Origin of the sequence: Micromonospora kangleipakensis (genome assembly GCF_004217615.1) — a bacterium.
Lineage (GTDB): Bacteria > Actinomycetota > Actinomycetes > Mycobacteriales > Micromonosporaceae > Micromonospora > Micromonospora kangleipakensis.
On record NZ_SHLD01000001.1, the window covers coordinates 6,975,652 to 6,993,257 of the forward strand.

19 protein-coding genes are annotated in these 17,606 nt (G+C 74.1%); 10 read left to right on the forward strand and 9 right to left on the reverse strand.

From position 1 onward, the window contains the following. The first annotated feature begins 39 nt into the window (after window positions 1-39). Both pta and EV384_RS33165 read left to right on the forward strand, forming a co-directional pair. Entirely contained in the window at window positions 40-2,121 is a 2,082-nt protein-coding gene (pta, locus tag EV384_RS33160) for a phosphate acetyltransferase (RefSeq protein ID WP_130339642.1), read from the forward strand. After that, on the forward strand, window positions 2,118-3,239 hold the full coding sequence (locus tag EV384_RS33165; RefSeq protein ID WP_130339644.1) for an acetate/propionate family kinase: 1,122 nt from the start codon (window positions 2,118-2,120) through the stop codon (window positions 3,237-3,239). Before pta ends, EV384_RS33165 begins: the two co-directional genes overlap by 4 nt. 186 nt (window positions 3,240-3,425) lie before the next feature. Here EV384_RS33165 and EV384_RS35230 read toward each other — a convergent pair whose 3' ends face one another. Then, window positions 3,426-3,596 carry a hypothetical protein gene (locus EV384_RS35230; protein WP_165440127.1) on the reverse strand — a complete coding sequence of 57 codons (171 nt, stop codon included), beginning with the start codon at window positions 3,594-3,596 and terminating at the stop codon, window positions 3,426-3,428. Between the two features lie 158 nt (window positions 3,597-3,754). Here EV384_RS35230 and EV384_RS33170 point away from each other — a divergent pair, with 158 nt between their 5' ends. Both EV384_RS33170 and EV384_RS33175 read left to right on the forward strand, forming a co-directional pair. Next, on the forward strand, window positions 3,755-4,693 hold the full coding sequence (locus EV384_RS33170; RefSeq protein WP_130339646.1) for an alpha/beta hydrolase family protein: 939 nt from the start codon (window positions 3,755-3,757) through the stop codon (window positions 4,691-4,693). Between the two features lie 75 nt (window positions 4,694-4,768). After that, window positions 4,769-5,734, forward strand: coding sequence for an alpha/beta hydrolase family protein (locus tag EV384_RS33175; RefSeq protein WP_130339648.1), 966 nt, complete (start codon window positions 4,769-4,771; stop codon window positions 5,732-5,734). 24 nt (window positions 5,735-5,758) lie between these two features. Here EV384_RS33175 and EV384_RS33180 read toward each other — a convergent pair whose 3' ends face one another. From EV384_RS33180 to EV384_RS33190, 3 genes are all read right to left on the reverse strand, one after another. Then, window positions 5,759-6,721, reverse strand: coding sequence for a zinc-binding dehydrogenase (locus tag EV384_RS33180; RefSeq protein WP_165440128.1), 963 nt, complete (start codon window positions 6,719-6,721; stop codon window positions 5,759-5,761). A gap of 84 nt (window positions 6,722-6,805) precedes the next feature. Then, window positions 6,806-7,981: an NAD(P)-dependent malic enzyme gene (locus EV384_RS33185; RefSeq protein WP_130339652.1), complete on the reverse strand. Its 1,176-nt coding sequence runs from the start codon at window positions 7,979-7,981 to the stop codon at window positions 6,806-6,808. Between the two features lie 139 nt (window positions 7,982-8,120). After that, window positions 8,121-8,471, reverse strand: a complete 351-nt coding sequence (locus EV384_RS33190) for a S24/S26 family peptidase (RefSeq protein ID WP_130339654.1) — start codon at window positions 8,469-8,471, stop codon at window positions 8,121-8,123. Between the two features lie 84 nt (window positions 8,472-8,555). On the opposite strand from EV384_RS33190, the gene sodN reads away from it, so the two are divergent. The 3 genes from sodN to EV384_RS33205 all read left to right on the forward strand — a co-directional run bounded on the left by sodN (window position 8,556) and on the right by EV384_RS33205 (window position 9,921). Then, window positions 8,556-8,960, forward strand: a complete 405-nt coding sequence (gene sodN / locus EV384_RS33195; RefSeq protein WP_130339656.1) for a superoxide dismutase, Ni — start codon at window positions 8,556-8,558, stop codon at window positions 8,958-8,960. 65 nt (window positions 8,961-9,025) lie between these two features. After that, window positions 9,026-9,481, forward strand: a complete 456-nt coding sequence (locus EV384_RS33200) for a GNAT family N-acetyltransferase (RefSeq protein ID WP_130340957.1) — start codon at window positions 9,026-9,028, stop codon at window positions 9,479-9,481. Between the two features lie 32 nt (window positions 9,482-9,513). Further along, the gene (locus tag EV384_RS33205; RefSeq protein ID WP_130339657.1) at window positions 9,514-9,921 is read left to right on the forward strand and encodes an ATP-binding protein; all 408 of its coding nucleotides are present in this window, start codon (window positions 9,514-9,516) and stop codon (window positions 9,919-9,921) included. Window positions 9,922-9,957: 36 nt separating this feature from the next. On the opposite strand, the gene EV384_RS33210 is transcribed toward EV384_RS33205, so the two are convergent. After that, window positions 9,958-10,347, reverse strand: coding sequence for a hypothetical protein (locus EV384_RS33210; RefSeq protein ID WP_130339659.1), 390 nt, complete (start codon window positions 10,345-10,347; stop codon window positions 9,958-9,960). Between the two features lie 43 nt (window positions 10,348-10,390). On the opposite strand from EV384_RS33210, the gene EV384_RS33215 reads away from it, so the two are divergent. Together EV384_RS33215 and EV384_RS33220 are read left to right on the forward strand one after the other, a co-directional pair. Further along, on the forward strand, window positions 10,391-11,341 hold the full coding sequence (locus tag EV384_RS33215) for a diacylglycerol/lipid kinase family protein (RefSeq protein ID WP_130339661.1): 951 nt from the start codon (window positions 10,391-10,393) through the stop codon (window positions 11,339-11,341). Window positions 11,342-11,786: 445 nt separating this feature from the next. Beyond that, entirely contained in the window at window positions 11,787-12,044 is a 258-nt protein-coding gene (locus EV384_RS33220; RefSeq protein ID WP_089012725.1) for a WhiB family transcriptional regulator, read from the forward strand. Between the two features lie 98 nt (window positions 12,045-12,142). Here the strand turns inward: EV384_RS33220 and EV384_RS33225 are convergent, their stop codons facing one another. From EV384_RS33225 to EV384_RS33240, 4 genes are read right to left on the reverse strand one after another with little or no spacing between them, the layout of a single operon-like run. Then, a complete protein-coding gene (locus tag EV384_RS33225) occupies window positions 12,143-12,919 on the reverse strand; it encodes a sirohydrochlorin chelatase (protein WP_207232534.1) in 777 nt (258 codons plus the stop codon). After that, complete coding sequence (locus EV384_RS33230; RefSeq protein ID WP_130339663.1) at window positions 12,901-13,662, reverse strand: phosphoadenylyl-sulfate reductase; 762 nt, start codon at window positions 13,660-13,662, stop codon at window positions 12,901-12,903. Before EV384_RS33230 ends, EV384_RS33225 begins: the two co-directional genes overlap by 19 nt. A gap of 53 nt (window positions 13,663-13,715) precedes the next feature. Continuing rightward, window positions 13,716-13,874: an IS1 family transposase gene (locus EV384_RS33235; RefSeq protein ID WP_130339665.1), complete on the reverse strand. Its 159-nt coding sequence runs from the start codon at window positions 13,872-13,874 to the stop codon at window positions 13,716-13,718. Then, window positions 13,871-15,583, reverse strand: coding sequence for a nitrite/sulfite reductase (locus EV384_RS33240; protein ID WP_130339667.1), 1,713 nt, complete (start codon window positions 15,581-15,583; stop codon window positions 13,871-13,873). The genes EV384_RS33235 and EV384_RS33240 overlap by 4 nt, the downstream gene beginning before the upstream one ends. Before the next feature lie 360 nt (window positions 15,584-15,943). Between EV384_RS33240 and EV384_RS33245 the strand changes: the two genes are divergently transcribed. Continuing rightward, entirely contained in the window at window positions 15,944-17,593 is a 1,650-nt protein-coding gene (locus EV384_RS33245) for a glycosyltransferase family 39 protein (protein ID WP_242624564.1), read from the forward strand. Window positions 17,594-17,606 lie beyond the last annotated feature (13 nt).

Genomic DNA, 17,606 nt, shown 5'->3' on the forward strand with positions numbered 1-17,606 from the left:
GCACAAGGACCCGGGCGCGGGGCACCGCGATCTTGTAGCGTGGTCCTCGTGGCCCGCAGCGTCTATGTGACCAGCGTGGGGTCCGGCGGGGGGAAGTCGACCATCGCCCTCGGCCTCGCGGAGCTCCTCTCCCGGCAGGTGGAACGGATCGGCGCGTTCCGGCCGCTGGTCTCCGGCGCCGGCACCGACCCGATCCTCGCCCTGCTCACCGACCGCTACCGGGTGGACCTCCCGGTCACCGAGCTCTCCGGCAGCACGTACGCGGAGGCGACGGCGCTGGTCGCGGACGGCCGGCGGGAGGAGTTGATCGCCCGGATCGTGGCCCGCTACCGGGACGTCGAGCGGCGCTGCCCCGCGCTGGTCGTGGTGGGCAGCGACTTCGCCGACGGGGACGGTGCCGGCCCGCGCGAGCTGGCCTTCAACGCCCGGCTGGCCACCGAGTTCGGCAGCGTGGTGGTGCCCGTGGTCGACGGCTTCGGGCAGGAGCCGGCGGCGATCGCGGCGGCGGCCCGCGGGGCGTACCACGACCTGGAGGACCTGGGCGCGACGGTGCTGGCGGTGATCGCCAACCGGGTGCCCGGGTCGATGACGCTCCCCGAGCTGCCCGTCCCCGCGTACGCGATCCCGGAGGTGCCGACCGTGTCGGCGCCGACGGTGGCCGAGGTGGCGGCGGCCCTCGGCGCCACCCTGCTGGCCGGCGACGACGCCGCGCTCGACCGGGACGTGCTCGACTACGTGGTGGGTGCCGCGCACGTGCCCACCCTGCTCGACCACCTGACCGACGGCGCGCTGGTGATCACCCCGGGCGACCGGGCCGACCTGCTGGTCGCGGCGAGCGCCGCGCACGTGGCCGGTCAGGTCTCGCTCGCCGGGCTGGTGCTCACCCTCGGCGAGCAGCCCGACCCGCGGGCGATGCGGCTGGTCGAGGGGCTGAACACCGGGCTCGCGGTGCTCTCGGTACCCAGCGACAGCTACGACACGGTCGCCGCGTCCAGCCGGATCGAGGGCCGTCCCAGCGTCGACAACCCGCGCAAGGTGGAGGCCGCGCTCGGCGCGTTCGAGCGCTGCGTGGACACCGTCGACCTGGCCCGCCGGCTGCGGGTCAGCCGCTCCGAGCGGGTCACCCCGCTGATGTTCGAGAACGACCTGCTCGACCGGGCCCGGGCGAACCCGCGCCGGCTGGTGCTGCCGGAGGGCGCCGAGGAGCGGATCCTGCGCGCGGCGGAGATCCTGCTGCGCCGGGGCGTCGCCCACCTGACCCTGCTCGGCCGCCCCGACGAGATCGCCCGGCGCACCCGGGAGCTGGGTGTCGACATCGGCGACGCCGAAGTGGTCGACCCGGTCGCCAGCGGCTGGCGGGACGAGTTCGCCGTCGAGTACGCGAAGCTCCGCGCGCACCGGGGTGTCACCGTCGAGCTGGCCCACGACATCGTGGCGCAGCCCAACTACTTCGGCACCATGATGGTGCAGACCGGCCACGCCGACGGCATGGTCTCCGGGGCCACCCACACCACCGCCGCCACCATCCGCCCGGCCTTCGAGATCATCCGTACCGTGCCGGGCGTCTCGGTCGCCTCCAGCGTCTTCTTCATGCTGCTCGCCGACCGGGTGCTGGTCTACGGCGACTGCGCGGTCAACCGCGACCCCGACGCCGCCCAGCTCGCCGACATCGCCATCTCCTCGGCCGACACCGCGGCCCGGTTCGGCATCGAACCCCGGGTGGCGATGCTGTCGTACTCGACCGGCAGCTCGGGCGCCGGTGCCGACGTGGAGAAGGTCGCGGCGGCCACCAAGCTGGTCCACGAGCGCCGGCCGGAGCTGCTGGTGGACGGTCCGATCCAGTACGACGCGGCGATCGACCCGCAGGTCGCGGCCACGAAGCTGCCGGACAGCCCGGTGGCCGGGCGGGCCACGGTCTTCATCTTCCCGGACCTGAACACCGGCAACAACACGTACAAGGCGGTGCAGCGCTCGGCCGGCGCGGTGGCGGTCGGCCCGGTGATGCAGGGCCTGCGCCGGCCGGTCAACGACCTGTCCCGGGGTGCCACCGTCCCGGACATCGTCAACACCGTCGCCATCACCGCCATCCAGGCCGCCGCGTCGTCGGAGGAGGTCGCGTGACCGACCGGGTGCTCGTCCTCAACTGTGGGTCCTCGTCAGTGAAGTTCCGGCTGTACGACGGCGAGTCCGTGGCCGACAAGGGCACGGTCGAGCGGGTCGGCGAGCCGGGTGGCGGGCCGGCCGACCACGAGAGCGCCGTCCGGGAGATCCTCGACCGGCTGGACCTGACCGGGCTGACCGCGGTCGGGCACCGGGTGGTGCACGGCGGACGCCGGTTCAGCGAGCCGGTGCTGATCGACGACGCGGTCATCGCCGCGATCGAGGACCTCGTCCCGCTCGCCCCGCTGCACAACCCCGCCAACCTGGCCGGCATCCGGGTGACCCGTGAGTCGCTGCCGGACGTCCCGCAGGTCGCCGTCTTCGACACCGCGTTCCACCACACCCTGCCGGAGGCCGCCGCCACCTACGCCATCGACCGGGACACCGCCCAGCGGTGCGGCATCCGGCGGTACGGCTTCCACGGGACCTCGCACGCGTACGTCTCCCGGCACACCGCCGAGCTGCTCGACCGGCCGTACGAGGAAGTCAACGTCATCACCCTGCACCTGGGCAACGGGGCCAGCGCCTGCGCGGTCCAGGGTGGACGGAGCGTGGCCACCTCGATGGGGATGTCACCGCTGGAGGGCCTGGTGATGGGCACCCGCAGCGGTGACCTCGACCCGACGGTGATCTTCCACCTGCGCCGGGAGGGCGGGATGGCCGTCGACGAGATCGACGACCTGCTCAACCACCGCAGCGGCCTGCTCGGCCTGACCGGGGTCAACGACATGCGCGAGGTGCTGGCCCGCCGGGACGCCGGGGACGCCGCCGCCGCGCTCGCCTTCGACGTCTATTGCCGGCGGATCACCGGGTACGTCGGCGGGTACTACGCGCTGCTCGGGCGGGTCGACGCAATCACCTTCACCGCCGGCGTGGGCGAGCACGCCGCACCGGTCCGCGCCGCCACGCTGGCCGGGCTGGACCGGCTCGGCATCACCGTGGACCCCGCGCGCAACGAGGGCAGCGGCGACCGGGTGATCTCACCGGACGGGGCCGAGGTGACGGTCTGCGTCATCAGCACCGACGAGGAACGGGAGATCGCCCGGGAGACCCGGGCCGTGGTCGCCGCCCGCGACTGAGCCGCCGCCGCACGTCGGGTCGGACGGCGTCGGCTGCGGGCGGTGCGGCGGCGCTGCCGCAGGCGCGACCGACCGCCCCGGCGCGGCCGGTCCGGCCGGGGACCACCAGGAGGACGAGCAGGCCGCCGAGGGCGGACACCCAGCGGATCCGGCGCCGCTGCGGTGGGACCTCCCCGTCCGGCGCGGTCAGCTCAGCGCCAGCCAGGCGACGACGGCGACCAGCAACACCACGACCACGCCGCCGACGATCAGCGGCAGGCGGGACGGGGCGGCGGCCGGCGCGGCCGACTCGGGCGCGTGGGCGAAGGCCCGGAACTGCTCGGTGTTACCGCTGGGGTCGGTGTAGTTCTCAGCCATGCCGGTGACCCTAGCGAAGCCCGTCGAACCCCTGCCGTCCCCGTCAGGGCGCGCCGGGCAGGACGGTCCGGCCGGCGGAACCGGACCGACCGGGTGGCGACGGCACCGGGTACGGACGGCGGGGCCAGGCCGGCTGCTCGGCCGCCTACCGTGAGGGGGTGGGGGCGCAGCGGTGGATGGCCGTGCTGATGACGGCGCTGCTGGCCGGCTGCGGCCCGGCCACCGCCGCGACCAGCGGGACCGCGCCACCGGCCCGGCACGCCCCGGCCCGCAGCTGGCCCGTCGGGGTACGGCAGCTGACCCTCGACCCGGACGGCCCGCGACCGCTCCCGCTCACCATCTGGTACCCCGCCGCCCCCGACCCGGCCCCGTCGGACGTCCGGGTCGCCACGCCGGTGGCTGACGCGCCGGTCGCGGCGGGACGCTTCCCGGTCGTCGTCTACAGCCACGGGCTGCGCAGCCTCCCCGAGCTGCACGCCCCGCTGACCACCCGGTGGGCCGCCGCCGGCTTCGTGGTGGCCGCCCCCACCTACCCGCGCACGAACCTGCGGGCGGCCGACTTCACCCGGGCCGACGTGCGCAACCAGCCCGCCGACGGGTGGCGGCTGATCGGCCGCCTGGTGCGCCTCGACGCCCGTCGGGGCGACCCGCTCGCCGGGCACCTGGCGGTCGAGCGGATCGCCGCGGCCGGTCATTCGGCGGGCGGCTTCACCACGGCCGGCATGTTCACCTCCGGCCACTCGGCGCGGCTGCGCTCCGGCATCGTGCTCGCCGGCGGGGGCCTGGCCGGCAGCTTCGCCGGCCCGCCGGCACCCCTGCTCTTCGTGCACGGCGGTGCCGACCCGATCGTCCCCGAGTCGGTCGGCCGCGCCGCGTACGCCCGCACGACCGGCCCGGCGGCCTTCCTCAGCCTGCCCGGCCAGGGCCACGGCGAATACCTCTCCCCCGGCCACCCCGGCTTCGCCCAGGTCCTCGCCACCACCACCGACTTCCTCCGCTGGACCCTCTACGACGACCCGACCGCCCTGCACCGCCTCCCCACCGACGCCCACCACCCCACCATCACCGCCCTCACCACCCGCTCCCTTCCCCACTAGCGCCCCGGGGCGATCCGGTCACGCTCCGTTCGATGTCGGACCGGCGGCCCGGCGCCGCGAGGCACAATCGTCTTCATGTCCCGTCGCCGTACCTCCACCCTGGTCGCCGCCGCCCTGCTCACCGTGGGCCTGGCCGGCTGCTCGGGCGGTGCCGCGCCGACCGTGCGCAGCGCCCCGACCCCGCCGCCGAAGGCGACCGCCCCCACGCCCCGGGTACCCGCCGGGCACGCCCCCACCCAGGCCTTCGCGGTGGGCGTACGGCAGCTGAAGTTGAACCGCGACGGCGACCGGTCCCTGCCGGTGACCCTCTGGTACCCGGCCCGGGGCGCGGCCGGCGGCACGCCGGAGCGCTCGGCGCCGGCGGCGACCGGCCGGTTCCCGGTGGTGATGTTCAGCCACGGCCTGGGCGCCCGCCCGGAGGACTACCAGCTGCTGCTGAGCCGCTGGGCGGCGGCGGGCTTCGTGGTCGCCGCGCCGCGGTTCCCGCACACCGGAACGGGCGGCGACGGCAACGTGCTCGACGTGCTCAACCAGCCGGCCGACGTGTCGTACGCGCTGACCCAGGTGCTCGCCCTCGACGCGAAGGCCGGTGATCCGCTGCGCGGCCGGCTGGACGCCGAGCGGGTGGCCGCGGCCGGGCACAGCGCGGGCGGGGTGACCACGATCGGGCTCTTCACCGCCGGCCGGGACGAGCGGCTGGACGCCGGCATCGTCTTCGCCGGTACGGCGCTCGGGGTCGGCACCGCCTTCGCCGGCGCCGCCGCGCCGCAGCTCTTCGTGCACGGCGAGGCCGACGAGGTGGTGAACTACGCCGCCGGCAAGGCGGTCTACGACGCGGTGCCCTGGCCGAAGGCCATGCTCAGCCTGCCGAACGGCGACCACGGCCGGGCCCTGCTCACCGACGGCAAGGCGCTGCGGGTGGTCTCCGACACCACCGTCGAGTTCCTCCGCTGGACCCTCTACGGCGACGCGAAGGCCAAGGACCGCCTCCCCGCCGACGCCACCCGCGGCGACCTGGCCACCCTCGACGACCACCTCTGACCGGCCGCCGAGGGCACCGGCGGGTCAGGCGGTGTGGTCGATGACGACCTTGCCGAAGACGTCGCCGGAGGCGAGGCGGGCGAAGGCGTCCTCGATCCGGTTGAACGGCACCACGCTGTCGACCACCGGGCGGACCTCGTTCTCGGCGCAGAACGCGAGCAGCTCGGTCAGCTCGGCCGGGGTGCCCATCGAGGTGCCCAGGATCTCCAGCTGCATGGCGAAGACCCGGCGCAGGTTGACCTTGGGCTCGTGCCCGGCGGTGGCGCCGGAGACGACGATCCGGGCCATCGGCGCGGCCGACTTGAGGGAGTGGTCGAAGGTCGCCGCGCCGACCGTCTCGATCACCACGTCGACCCGCTCGGGCAGCCGGGTGCCGGGTTCCACCGCGGTCGCCCCCAGTTCGGTGATCCGCTCCCGCTTGGCGGCGTCCCGGCTGGTGGCGTACACCCGCTTGCCGAGCGCGACGCCGAGCGCGACGGCCGCGGTGGCCACGCCGCCGCCGGCCCCCTGGACCAGCACCGACTCGCCCTCGTCGACCCGGCCCTTGGTGGTGAGCATCCGCCACGCGGTCAGCCAGGCCGTGGGCAGGCACGCCGCGTCGGTCGCCGCCAGGCCGGTGGGCAGCGGCAGCAGGTTCATCCGGGGTACGGCCACCCGCTCGGCGAAGGTGCCGGGGAAGTGCTCGGAGAGGATGGAGATCCCGCGCGGGTCGCCCGGGGTGGGCACGACCGGGTAGATGACCACCTCGTTGCCGTCCGGGTCGGTGCCGACCGCGTCGCAGCCGAGGATCATCGGCAGCTGGTCCGGGCCGAGCCCCACCCCGCGCAGCGACCAGAGGTCGTGGTGGTTGAGCGAGCTGGCCCGCACCTGCACGGTGACCCAGTCCTCCTGCGGGTGGACCGGCTCGGGGCGGTCGCCGACGCTGAGCGCGGCGAGCGGGTTGTCGGCGTCGAAGCTCGAGGCATAGGCGGCACGCATGATCGGCACGGTAACAAGCTGAGCGCCCGTTAAGAAGGGGCCCTTCCCATCAAAACGCGATAAGAAGGGCCCCGTGCTTCCGGGCGGTGCCGGTCAGCGGCGGGCGACGCCGTCGCGGCGGGCGGCCTCGGCCACCGCCTCGGCGACCGCGGGGGCGACCCGCGGGTCCAGCGGGGAGGGCACGATCGCCTCGGCGGTCAGCGACTCGGCGACCACGCCGGCGATCGCGTCGGCGGCGGCCACCTTCATCCCCTCGGTGATCCGGGTGGCCCGGGCGTCCAGCGCACCCCGGAACACGCCGGGAAAGGCGAGCACGTTGTTGATCTGGTTGGGGTAGTCGCTGCGGCCGGTGGCGACCACCGCGACGTGCCGGGCGGCCACCTCGGGGTGCACCTCGGGGGTGGGGTTGGCCAGCGCGAAGACGATGCCCCCGGGCGCCATCCCGGCCACCGCCGACTCGGGGATCTGCCCGCCGGAGACGCCGATCAGGACGTCCGCGCCGCGCAGCGCCTCGGTGATGTCGCCCTGCCGGCCCTCGGCGTTGGTGGTCTCCGCCAGCTCCGCCTTGGTCCCCGTCAGCTCCCGGTGCCGGCCGATGATCCCCTTGGAGTCGCAGACCACCACCTGGTCCGGGTTAACTCCCCCGGCGACCAGCATCTTGGTCACCGCCACCCCGGCCGCGCCGGCGCCGCTGACCGCCACCCGCAGGTCACCGAGCTTGCGGTTGAGCAGGGTGGCCGCGTTGCGCAGCGCGGCCAGCACCACGATCGCGGTGCCGTGCTGGTCGTCGTGGAAGACCGGGATCGGCAGCGCCTCGTCCAGTCGGCGTTCCACCTCGAAGCAGCGGGGGGCGCTGATGTCCTCCAGGTTGATCCCGCCGAACGACGGCGCGAGGGCCTTCACCGCGGCCACGATCTCGTCCACGTCCTGGGTGTCCAGGCAGATCGGCACCGCGTCCACGCCGGCGAACTGCTTGAACAGCACCGCCTTGCCCTCCATCACCGGCAGCGCCGCGCGGGGGCCGATGTTGCCCAGGCCGAGTACGGCGGAGCCGTCGGTGACCACGGCGACGGTGTGCGACACCCAGGTGTAGTCGTCGGCGAGGGCAGGATCGGCGGCGATCGCCTCGCACACCCGGGCCACCCCGGGGGTGTACGCGAGGGAGAGGTCCTCCCGGCTGGTGAGCGGGACGGTCGAGGCGACGGCCATCTTGCCGCCGACGTGCAGCCGGAAGACGGGATCAGCGGGGTCCACGGTGGACGAAGACATTGGTGACTCCAGGATCTGTCGAGCAGACGGACCGGCCGGCTCGGACGCGAGGTCAGCGGCGAGCGGGGCGGGCGGTGCGGGGGTCACCCGGGCACTTTCCGAGCATAGTGGCGCACGCGTAGCGCCGATGTGAGCGGGGTCATATCCGTCGGCGGCGCATCCGACCAGGCCGGGGCCAGTACCGGACCAGCACCCGGCCCCGGACGTCGGCCACCCCGTACGCCCGGGAGTCGTCGGCGACCAGGTCGTTGTCGCCGCGTAGCCACCAACCGCCGTCCTGCGGGCGGACCGCCCGCTTCACGACCAGCAGGTCGGGGCGGCTGCGGAAGACCGCGACCACCACGTCGCCCGGACGGACGGCCCGACCGCCCGTGCGTACCAGCACCGAGTCGCCGTGGCGCAGCGTCGGGACCATGGAGGGTCCGGTGACCAGGACGGTCACCAACGGGCCGCGCAGCTCGGGCGCGGCGGAGTCGCCTGTGGCGCCCATCGGGTTTCACCTCCCGCCCGCCGGGGAGCATGTCCAGGAGTAATGTCGGGTTGGATCATCGCAAACATCCCATGGAGGACCCTGATGCGCCTTCCTCGCATCCTTTCGCCCCGTGTGACCGCCAGCGCGCACTGCGACCTGCCGTGCGGCGTGTACGACCCGGCGCAGGCCCGGATCGAGGCCGAGTCGGTCAAAATGATCTGCGAGAAGTACCAGGCGAACACCGACCCGGAGTTCCGCACCCGGGCCATCATCATCAAGGAACAGCGCGCCGAGCTGGTCAAGCACCACCTGTGGGTGCTGTGGACCGACTACTTCAAGCCGGCCCACTTCGAGAAGTACCCGAACCTGCACCAACTCTTCAACGAGGCCACCAAGATCGCCGGCGGCGGCGGCGCCAAGGGCAGCGTGGACCCGGCCAAGGCCGACGAGCTGCTGCAGAAGATCGACGAGATCTCCAAGATCTTCTGGGAGACCAAGAAGGCGTGACCCTGGCTGCCCAGGCACCGACGATCCGGCCGGCGCGTCCCGAGGACGTGCCGGCCGTCGTCGCGATGGTGCACGAACTCGCCGAGTACGAGCGCGCCCCCGAGCAGTGCCACCTGACCGCCGAGCAGTTGACCGCCGCCCTGTTCGGGCCGGCCCCGGCGCTCTTCGGGCACGTCGCGGTGGACGCCCGCGACGAACCGCTCGGCTTCGCGCTGTGGTTCCTGAACTTCTCCACCTGGGAAGGCGTGCACGGCATCTACCTGGAGGACCTGTACGTCCGCCCGGCCGCCCGGGGCAGCGGGGCGGGCCGGCTGCTGCTGGCCACCCTCGCCGCGCTCTGCGTCGAGCGGGGCTACCGGCGGCTCGACTGGTGGATGATCAACTGGAATCCGGCGGCCGGCTTCTACGCCGCCATCGGGGCGACGCCGATGGACGAGTGGGTGCCGTACCGGCTCACCGGCCCGGCGCTGCACGGCCTCGCCGCGCAGGCGACGGCCGTGCCCCCGCATCCGCAGACCTGACCGGGTAGAGTCCCGCACCGGGGGGATGAGGCGTGACTCAACTGACCGGCCAGCCGACGACCGACGACGACGTGGTGCACCTCACCGTGCCCGCCGACGGCGGTTATCTCGGCGTGCTCCGCACCGCCACGGCGGGTCTCGCGGCCCGCCTCCAGTTCGCCCTCGACGAGATCGAGGACCTGCGCATCGCCGTCGACGAGGCGTGCGCCATGCTGCTCGCCATCGCCACCCGGAACGCCGAGCTGGAGTGCCGCTTCGCGGTGACCGACGACGCGCTCACCGTCGAGGTGACCGTGCCGACCGTCCGGGGCGCCACCCTCCCGTCCGAGTCGTCCTTCGCCTGGAAGGTGCTCACCGCGCTGACCACGTCGGCGGCCGCTAAGGCGGCCGACGGGCGGGCCACCATTTCGCTGCTCACCCGCCGCGCCTCCGGCTACTGACCCACCGCGCCCGGGCGCCTCAGCACGCCCCGCGGGTCACTCGAAGCCGAGTGCCCGGTTGGTCGGCGGACTGACCAGCAGGCCGGTGACGCCGAGCCCGAGGGCCATCAGCGGCAGGCCCAGCCAGCCCAGCCCGCCCTGGATCATGTACCAGCCGATCGGCAGCAGCATGAGCTGGAGCACGATGGCCGGGGCCCGGGCGCCGCTCTTCCGGCGGGCCAACGCGCCGCCGAGGGCCCAGAGCGCCGCCGCGCCGGCGATCGCGAACGCGGTGACCAGCAGTGCCGTGGTGAGGTCGCTCGTGGTGGCGGTGAGGTCGGACCAGAGCAGCCAGACCGCGACCAGGCCGAGCGCCACCGCCTCGGCGCGCAGCAGGCGTACCGCCCAACGGAGGGTGTCGGGAATCGGCTCGGAGTCGATGGTCACGCGCGACACGATACCCGTGGGTAGGCGCGGTACAGTGCCGCCCATGCGGGCCGTCCTGGTGGTCAATCCGAAGGCCACCACCACCAGCGAACGCAGCCGGGACGTCCTGGTCCGGGCGCTGCGCAGCGAAGTCGACCTGTCGGTGCGGTACACCCGCCGACGGGGCCACGCCATGGATCTGGCCCGGGGGGCCGCCGAGGAGGGCGTCGACCTGGTGGTCACGCTGGGTGGCGACGGCACGGTGAACGAGGTGGTGAACGGCCTGATGGCGGCCGAGCCGCCGACGTTCCGGACCGGCGACACGCCGGCGGAGCGGCTGCCCGCCCTGGCCACCGTCCCCGGCGGCTCGACGAACGTCTTCGCCCGGGCGCTGGGGCTGCCCCGGGAGTGGCCGGAGGGGACCAGCATGATCCTGGAGGGGCTGCGCCTGGGCCGCTCCCGGACGATCGGCCTGGGCCGGGCGGACGACCGGTACTTCACCTTCTGCGCCGGCTTCGGCGTCGACGCCGCGGTGATCCACCGGGTCGAGAAAGCCCGGCGGAAGGGACGGGTCTCCACGCCCGGGCTCTACCTGCGGTCGACCGTCGGGCAGTACTTCTTCGGCTCGGACCGGCGGCATCCGGCGATCAGCCTGGAACGCCCGGGCGAGCAGGCCGAGGGCGAGTTGGCGACGGTCATCATCCAGAACACCGCGCCGTGGACGTACCTGGGCGAGCGGGAGATCAACCCGAACCCGGAGGCCTCGTTCGACCTCGGCCTCGACGTGCTGGCGATGCGTCAGCTCCGGGTCGCCAGTACGGCACGGACGGTGACCCAGTCCTTCTCCCGGAATCCGGGTCCGCGTGGGCGTCAGGTGCTCCAACTGCACGACGTGTCGGAGTTCACCCTGCTCTCGGCCCGTCCGCAGGCATTTCAACTCGACGGGGACTACCTTGGCGAGCGGGAGAAAGTTAGATTCACATCCGTTCCGGCCGCACTGAGAGTAATCTGCTAGGTCTCGGGTACTCCCGTCGGTTGACGCGGTCACCCACCGCATCCTGGCGGTGGCCGCCACACCCGAGGGGTAGGTGCCGGAAATGTCAGCAATGTCACGCGGACTGTACTATATTGATTCTCGACTGTGGTACACCGGGTAACCAGAGCGCTCTGAAACCCGGACAAAAGGGCGGTGAGCTCGCTCACTGCTCGGAGTTTTTCCGAGCGTCGCCCTTGACATCGCGACAGTTCGTGAAAGTATTCACAAGCGAACTTGTGTTACCGGGACATTGCCTGGATATGCTCGGCAGGTTGAGCTGTTCCAGCAGGTCCAGGGGCCCGCAGCCTGCTCACGCAGCGCCGAATTGATGGACGCTGACCGTCACCAATCGGCATTGCGGATGCATATAGGAAAAGCACGAAGCGATATCTGCCACCCATCCAGAATGAGGAGTGTTGCCGCCATGGACTGGCGTCACCATGCTGTCTGCCGCGACGAGGACCCGGAGCTGTTCTTCCCGATCGGGACGTCCGGTCCGGCTCTCCTGCAGGTCGAGCAGGCCAAGGCCGTCTGCCGGCGCTGCTCCGTGACCGACGAGTGCCTGAAGTGGGCGCTCGAGTCCGGTCAGGATGCCGGCGTCTGGGGCGGGATGAGCGAAGAGGAGCGCCGTGCGGTCAAGCGCCGCGGCGGTCTCCGGGTGCTGCGCGCTCACTCCGCCTGACCACACCGCACAGCTGTACGCCCCGGCAGGGTCACCCGCCGGGGCGTTGCGCTGTCCGGGGGCGCTGCCGGGAACGCCGTGGACCGGGCCGTGGGAGCTCATCGCGGCCGCGCGGCGTCGACGCGACGGAGGACCAGGTCCGCGAGGTCGGGGGCGTCGGTGAGCGGGGCGGCCACCGCCGTCGCGCCGGCGTCCCGGGCCGCCGCCAGCACCCTGTCATGGAACAGGCCGGGAGCCAGGAAGTAGGCGGCCACCGCGACCCGCCGGGCACCCGCCGCGCGCAGCTTCGCCACCGCGACGCCGGCCGCCGGGGGCGCCGCCGAGGCGTACGACACCCGGCAGGGCACGCCGAGCTCCGCCCCGAGGGCCGTCGCCACCCGCCCCACCGAGCCGCGCGCCCGGGGGTCCCGGGTGCCCGCCGCGGCCAGCACCAGGGCGTCGACGGGTCCGGCCGCGGCCTCGGCGAGCCGTCGCCGCAGCCCGGCCAGGAGCGCACCGTCCACCATCCCGTCCGCCGGCCCCAGCACGTCGGTGATCCGGACGTCCATCGGCGGCCCCGACTCCCGCGCCGCGGCGACCGCCGCCGGGATGTCGACCTTCCGGTGGTACGCGGCGGTCAGCAGCAGCGGGACCAGCACCGCCCGAGGATGACCCGCGGCGGCGAGGTCGCGCAGCACGCCGGTCGGCCCCGGCTCGGTGTGGTCCAGCCAGCTCGGCAGCACCGTGGTCCCGGGGCGGGCCGCCTCGACGGCCCGGGCCAGCGCGCGGGTCGCCCCGGCGGCGCGGGGATCGCGGCTGCCGTGCGCGACCAGGACCACCGGGGCGGCCCCGACGACCGCCCCGGCGAACGCCGAGGTCACACGTGCAGGCCGCACTCGGTCTTCTCGAACATGGCCCACCGGCCCGCCCGCGGGTCCTCCCCCGCCTTGGTGCGGCGGGTGCAGGGCCAGCAGCCGATCGAGCCGTAGCCCCGGCTGAACAGCTCGTTGACGGGGATGTCGTAGCGGGCGACGTAGGCGTCCACGTCGCGCTGGGTCCAGGTCGCGATCGGGTTCACCTTGACCTTGCCGCGCCGGGCGTCGAAGGTCACCACCGGCGTGTTCGCCCGGGTCGGCGACTCGTCCCGGCGCAGCCCGGCGGCCCAGGCGTCGTACTCCGTCAGGGCCCGCTCCAGCGGCTCGACCTTTCGCAGCTGGCAGCAGTCGTCCGGGGACCTGTTGAACAGCCGGGGGCCGTACTGGCCGTCCTGCTGCCCGACGGTCATCCGGGGGCGGATCGAGCGGACGTTCACCGGCAGCCGCCGGGCCACCTCGTCGCGGACCCGCAGCGTCTCCGGGAAGTGCAGCCCGGTGTCCAGGAAGACCACGTCCACCCCGGGCGCGACCCGGGAGACCAGGTGCGCGAGCACGCCGTCCGCCATCGAGCTGGTGACGCAGAACCGGTCGCCGAAGGTCTCGGCGGCCCAGCGGGCGATCTCCAGCGCCGGGGCGCCCTCCAGCTCCCGCCCGGCCGTCTCGGCCAGCGCGCGCAGCTCCTCGGGGTCGCGGCGCTCCGGGTCGGCCGGCGCCGGGCCGCCGGGGCCGACCAGGCCCAGGTTCGTGGCGGAGACCAGCTTCATCGGTGCCGGCTCTTCGTTCGCGACTGCGGGGCTCGCAAGCTCACTCCTCGCGCTCACCGGATCACCGCCCTGCCGAGCAGGCCGGTGAACTTCACCGTGAAGACCCGGGCGCAGGCGTGGCACTCCCAGGCGCCGTGCCCGGCCTCGCTCGGCCGCAGGTCCTCCTCACCGCAGTACGGGCAGTAGAGAGGCGCGGAACGGGCGTCACTCATCGCAACTCCTCCTCGTCGACCCTGATCACCCAGTTGGCGAACGTCTCACCCTCGGTCCGGCCGGCCAGGTAGCGCCGGGCCAGCCGTTCCACGTACTCCGGAAGCTCCGCGGCGGTGGTCTTGAGGCCGCGCAGCTTGCGGCCGAAGCCGGCGGTCTGCCCCTGGGCCATGCCGAGGCCACCGCCCAGGTGCACCTGGAAGCCCTCCACCTGGCGGCCGTCCGGACCGACCACCAGCTGGCCCTTCAGGCCGATGTCGGCGACCTGGGTCCGGGCGCAGGCGTTCGGGCAGCCGTTGAGGTGGATGGAGATGTCGGCGTCGAAGTCGCGCAGCCGCTCCTCCAGCCGGGCCACCAGTTCCTCGCCGCGGGCCTTGGTCTCGACGATGGCGAGCTTGCAGAACTCGATGCCGGTGCAGGCCATGGTGCCGCGCCGCCAGGCCGACGGCCGGGCCTCCAGGCCGAGCCGGCGCAGCGCCGCGACCAGGGACTCCGTGCGCTCCGGCGCCACGTCGAGGACCAGCAGCTTCTGGTACGGGGTGAGCCGCACCCGATCGCTGCCGTGCGCCTCGACCACCTCGGCCAGCTCGGCGAGCTGCCCGCCGGAGACCCGACCCACCACCGGGGCCGCCCCGACGTAGTTGCGCCCGTCGCGCTGCCGGTGCACGCCGATGTGGTCCACCGGCTTGCTCGGCAGCTCCGGCGCCGGGCCGTCGAGCAGCGTCCGGCCCAGGTACTCCTTCTCCAGCACCTCGCGGAACTTCGCCACGCCCCAGTCGGCGACCAGGAACTTCAGCCGGGCCCGGTTGCGCAGCCGGCGGTAGCCGTAGTCGCGGAAGATGCCGACCACGCCGGCCCAGACGTCCGGCACCTCGGCCAGCGGCACCCAGACGCCGAGCCGCTGGGCCAGCATCGGGTTGGTGGAGAGGCCGCCGCCGACCCAGACGTCGAAGCCGGGACCGTGCTCCGGGTGGTCCACGCCGAGGAAGGCGATGTCGTTCGCCTCGTACGGGGTGTCGACCAGCCAGGAGATCGAGGTCTTGAATTTGCGGGGCAGGTTGGAGAACTGCTTGTCGCCGACGTACCGGCTCACGATCTCGTCGATCGCCGGGGTCGGGTCGAGCAGCTCGGCCTCGGCCACCCCGGCGACCGGGCTGCCGAGCACGATGCGCGGGCAGTCACCGCACGCCTCGGTGGTCTGCAGGCCGACCGCCTCCAGCCGGCGCCAGATCTCCGGCATGTCCTCCACCCGGATCCAGTGGAACTGGATGTTCTGCCGGTCGGTGACGTCGGCGGTGTCCCGGGCGAACTCGCGGGAGATGTCGGCGATGACCCGAAGCTGGGCCAGGTTGAGCTGGCCGCCGTCGACCCGGACCCGGAGCATGAAGAACTCGTCCTCCAGCTCGTGCGGCTCCAGCACGGCGGTGCGCCCGCCGTCGATGCCGGCCTTGCGCTGCGTGTAGAGGCCCCACCAGCGGAACCGGCCGCGCAGGTCCTGCGGGTCGATCGAGGCGAAGCCCCGGTGGGCGTAGATGTTCTCGATCCGGGCCCGGACGTTCAGCGGGTCGTCGTCCTTCTTGATCCGCTCGTTGGGGTTGAGCGGCTCGCGGTGACCGAGCGCCCACTGCCCCTCCCCGCGCGGACGGCGGGGGGCCCGGGCGGCGGGGGCGGCCGGGATCTCGGGCCGGGTCGGGGTGCTGCTGACCGCCATCGCGGCGTCCTCCGATGTCTGCTGTGCCTGAACGCGGACGCGGCGGCCGGCCCTGGAGAGGGCCGTGGACGGCGATGTCTTCGACGGCCGGCGCGGAACGCGCCCGAGACGGATGGGTCGGGCGTCGTCAGTTGGCCGGACAGATCGCGCTGCGCACGCGGCCGTAATCAACGTGGCGACGGGCCACGAAGCGGCGGACGACAGCGGCGGTCATGGGCCCATGCTTCCACACCCCCGGTTGACCGGCCAATGACCGCGTGTGCGATCCCACATCACGGACCGCGGGCCGCGAATCGGCGGACCAGCCCGCCGAGCCGTCCCCGCCGTGTGACGCTGCGACATGTGACCGCACCTTCGGAGCTGAGACGGGCCAGCGGCGCGGCCGCTCCGGTCAGGAGCCACCACCGGCGGTGGCTGGTCTGGCTGACGCCGGTGCTGCTCACGCTGGTGGTCACCCTCACCGGGTTGAGTCGGGCGCAGCTGTGGCGGGACGAGCTGGCGACCTGGAGCGCGGCGACGCGGCCGGTCGGCGACCTGGTCCGGCTGGCCAGCACCATCGACGCCGCCACCGGGCCGTACTACCTGCTCATGCACGGCTGGACCGCGCTCTTCGGCGACTCGGCGACCGCGCTGCGGCTGCCGTCGGTGCTGGCCATGGCGGCCGCCGCGGGGCTGACCGCCCGGCTCGGCGAACGGCTGGTCGACGCCCGGGTCGGGCTGCTGGCCGGGCTGCTCCTCGCCGTCCTCCCCGGCACCTCCCGGTACGCCCAGGAGGCCCGCCCGTACGCGCTGGCCACGCTCCTCGCCGTGCTCGCCACGCTGCTGCTGGTCGAGGCGCTGCGACGGCCGACGTGGACCCGCTGGGCGGGCTACGCCGCCGCCGTCGCCGTGCTGGGCCTGACCCACCTGATCGCGCTCACCCTGCTCGCCGCGCACGCCGTCGCGGTGCTGCTGGTCCAGTGGGGCGCCCCGGCAGCCGCCGGCCTCGGCGCTCCGCCGGCCGGGACCCGCCGGCCGACCGACGACCGTCCGACCAACGACCGTCCGACCGACGAGCGGCCGGACGGCGAACGACCGCACGGCGGGCGACCCGGCGGCGCACCACCCGACGAACGACCGCGCAGCGAACGACCGGCCGGCGAACGATCCGGCGGCGAGCGGCGGGCGGGGCGCCGCGTCCTGTGGCGGTGGCTGGTGGCGTTGGTGCCGACCGTGCTGGTGGTCGGTCCGCTGGTGCTGGTGGCCCGGGGGCAGCGGTCCCGGCAGCTCGACTGGGTGGACCCGGCCCGGCTGACCGACCTGGCGGCGCTGCCGGGCGGGGTGGCGCAGAGCGGCGCGGTGGGCGGCCTGCTGCTCGGTCTCGCCGCCCTGGGTGCCGGACGGCTCGGCCGGCGGGCGCTGCTGCCGGCGGCCTGCGCGCTGCTGCCGGTGCTGCTGGTCTTCGCCGCGGGGCTGGTCGTACCGCTGTGGGTGCCGCGCTACCTGGTCTTCACCGTGCCGTTCGGCTGCCTGCTGGCCGGCGCGGCGCTGGCCGGCGTACGGCTGGCGCCGGCGCTCGCCGTGGTGCTGCTGGCCGGGCTGCTCGGCCTGCCCGACCAGGCGGGGCTGCGCCGCACCCACGAGTGGCCGCGCACCGCCACGGTCGACTACCGGGGCGTGGCCCGGGTGATCGCCGACCATCAGCAGCCCGGCGACGTGATCGTCTTCTCCCCCCGGGACAGTTGGCTCTTCCTCGACCTCGGCACCGCGTACCACCTGGGGTCGTCGCAGCCCCGCGACGTGCTGGTGGCCCGCGACCAGCGGCAGCGCGCGGACCTCTGGGCCAGCGAGTGCGACCGGCCGGCGGAGTGCCTGGCCGGCACGCGCCGGGTCTGGCTGGTGGTCGCCGGGCGGCGGAGCGACCCGGTGGCGGCCGTGCCGGGGGCGAAGGGCGCGGCGCTGCGGGACGGCTTCACCGTCCGCCAGGTCTGGCCGCGCCCCGGCCTGACGGTCGCCCTGCTCACCCGCTGACCCCCGCCGCGCG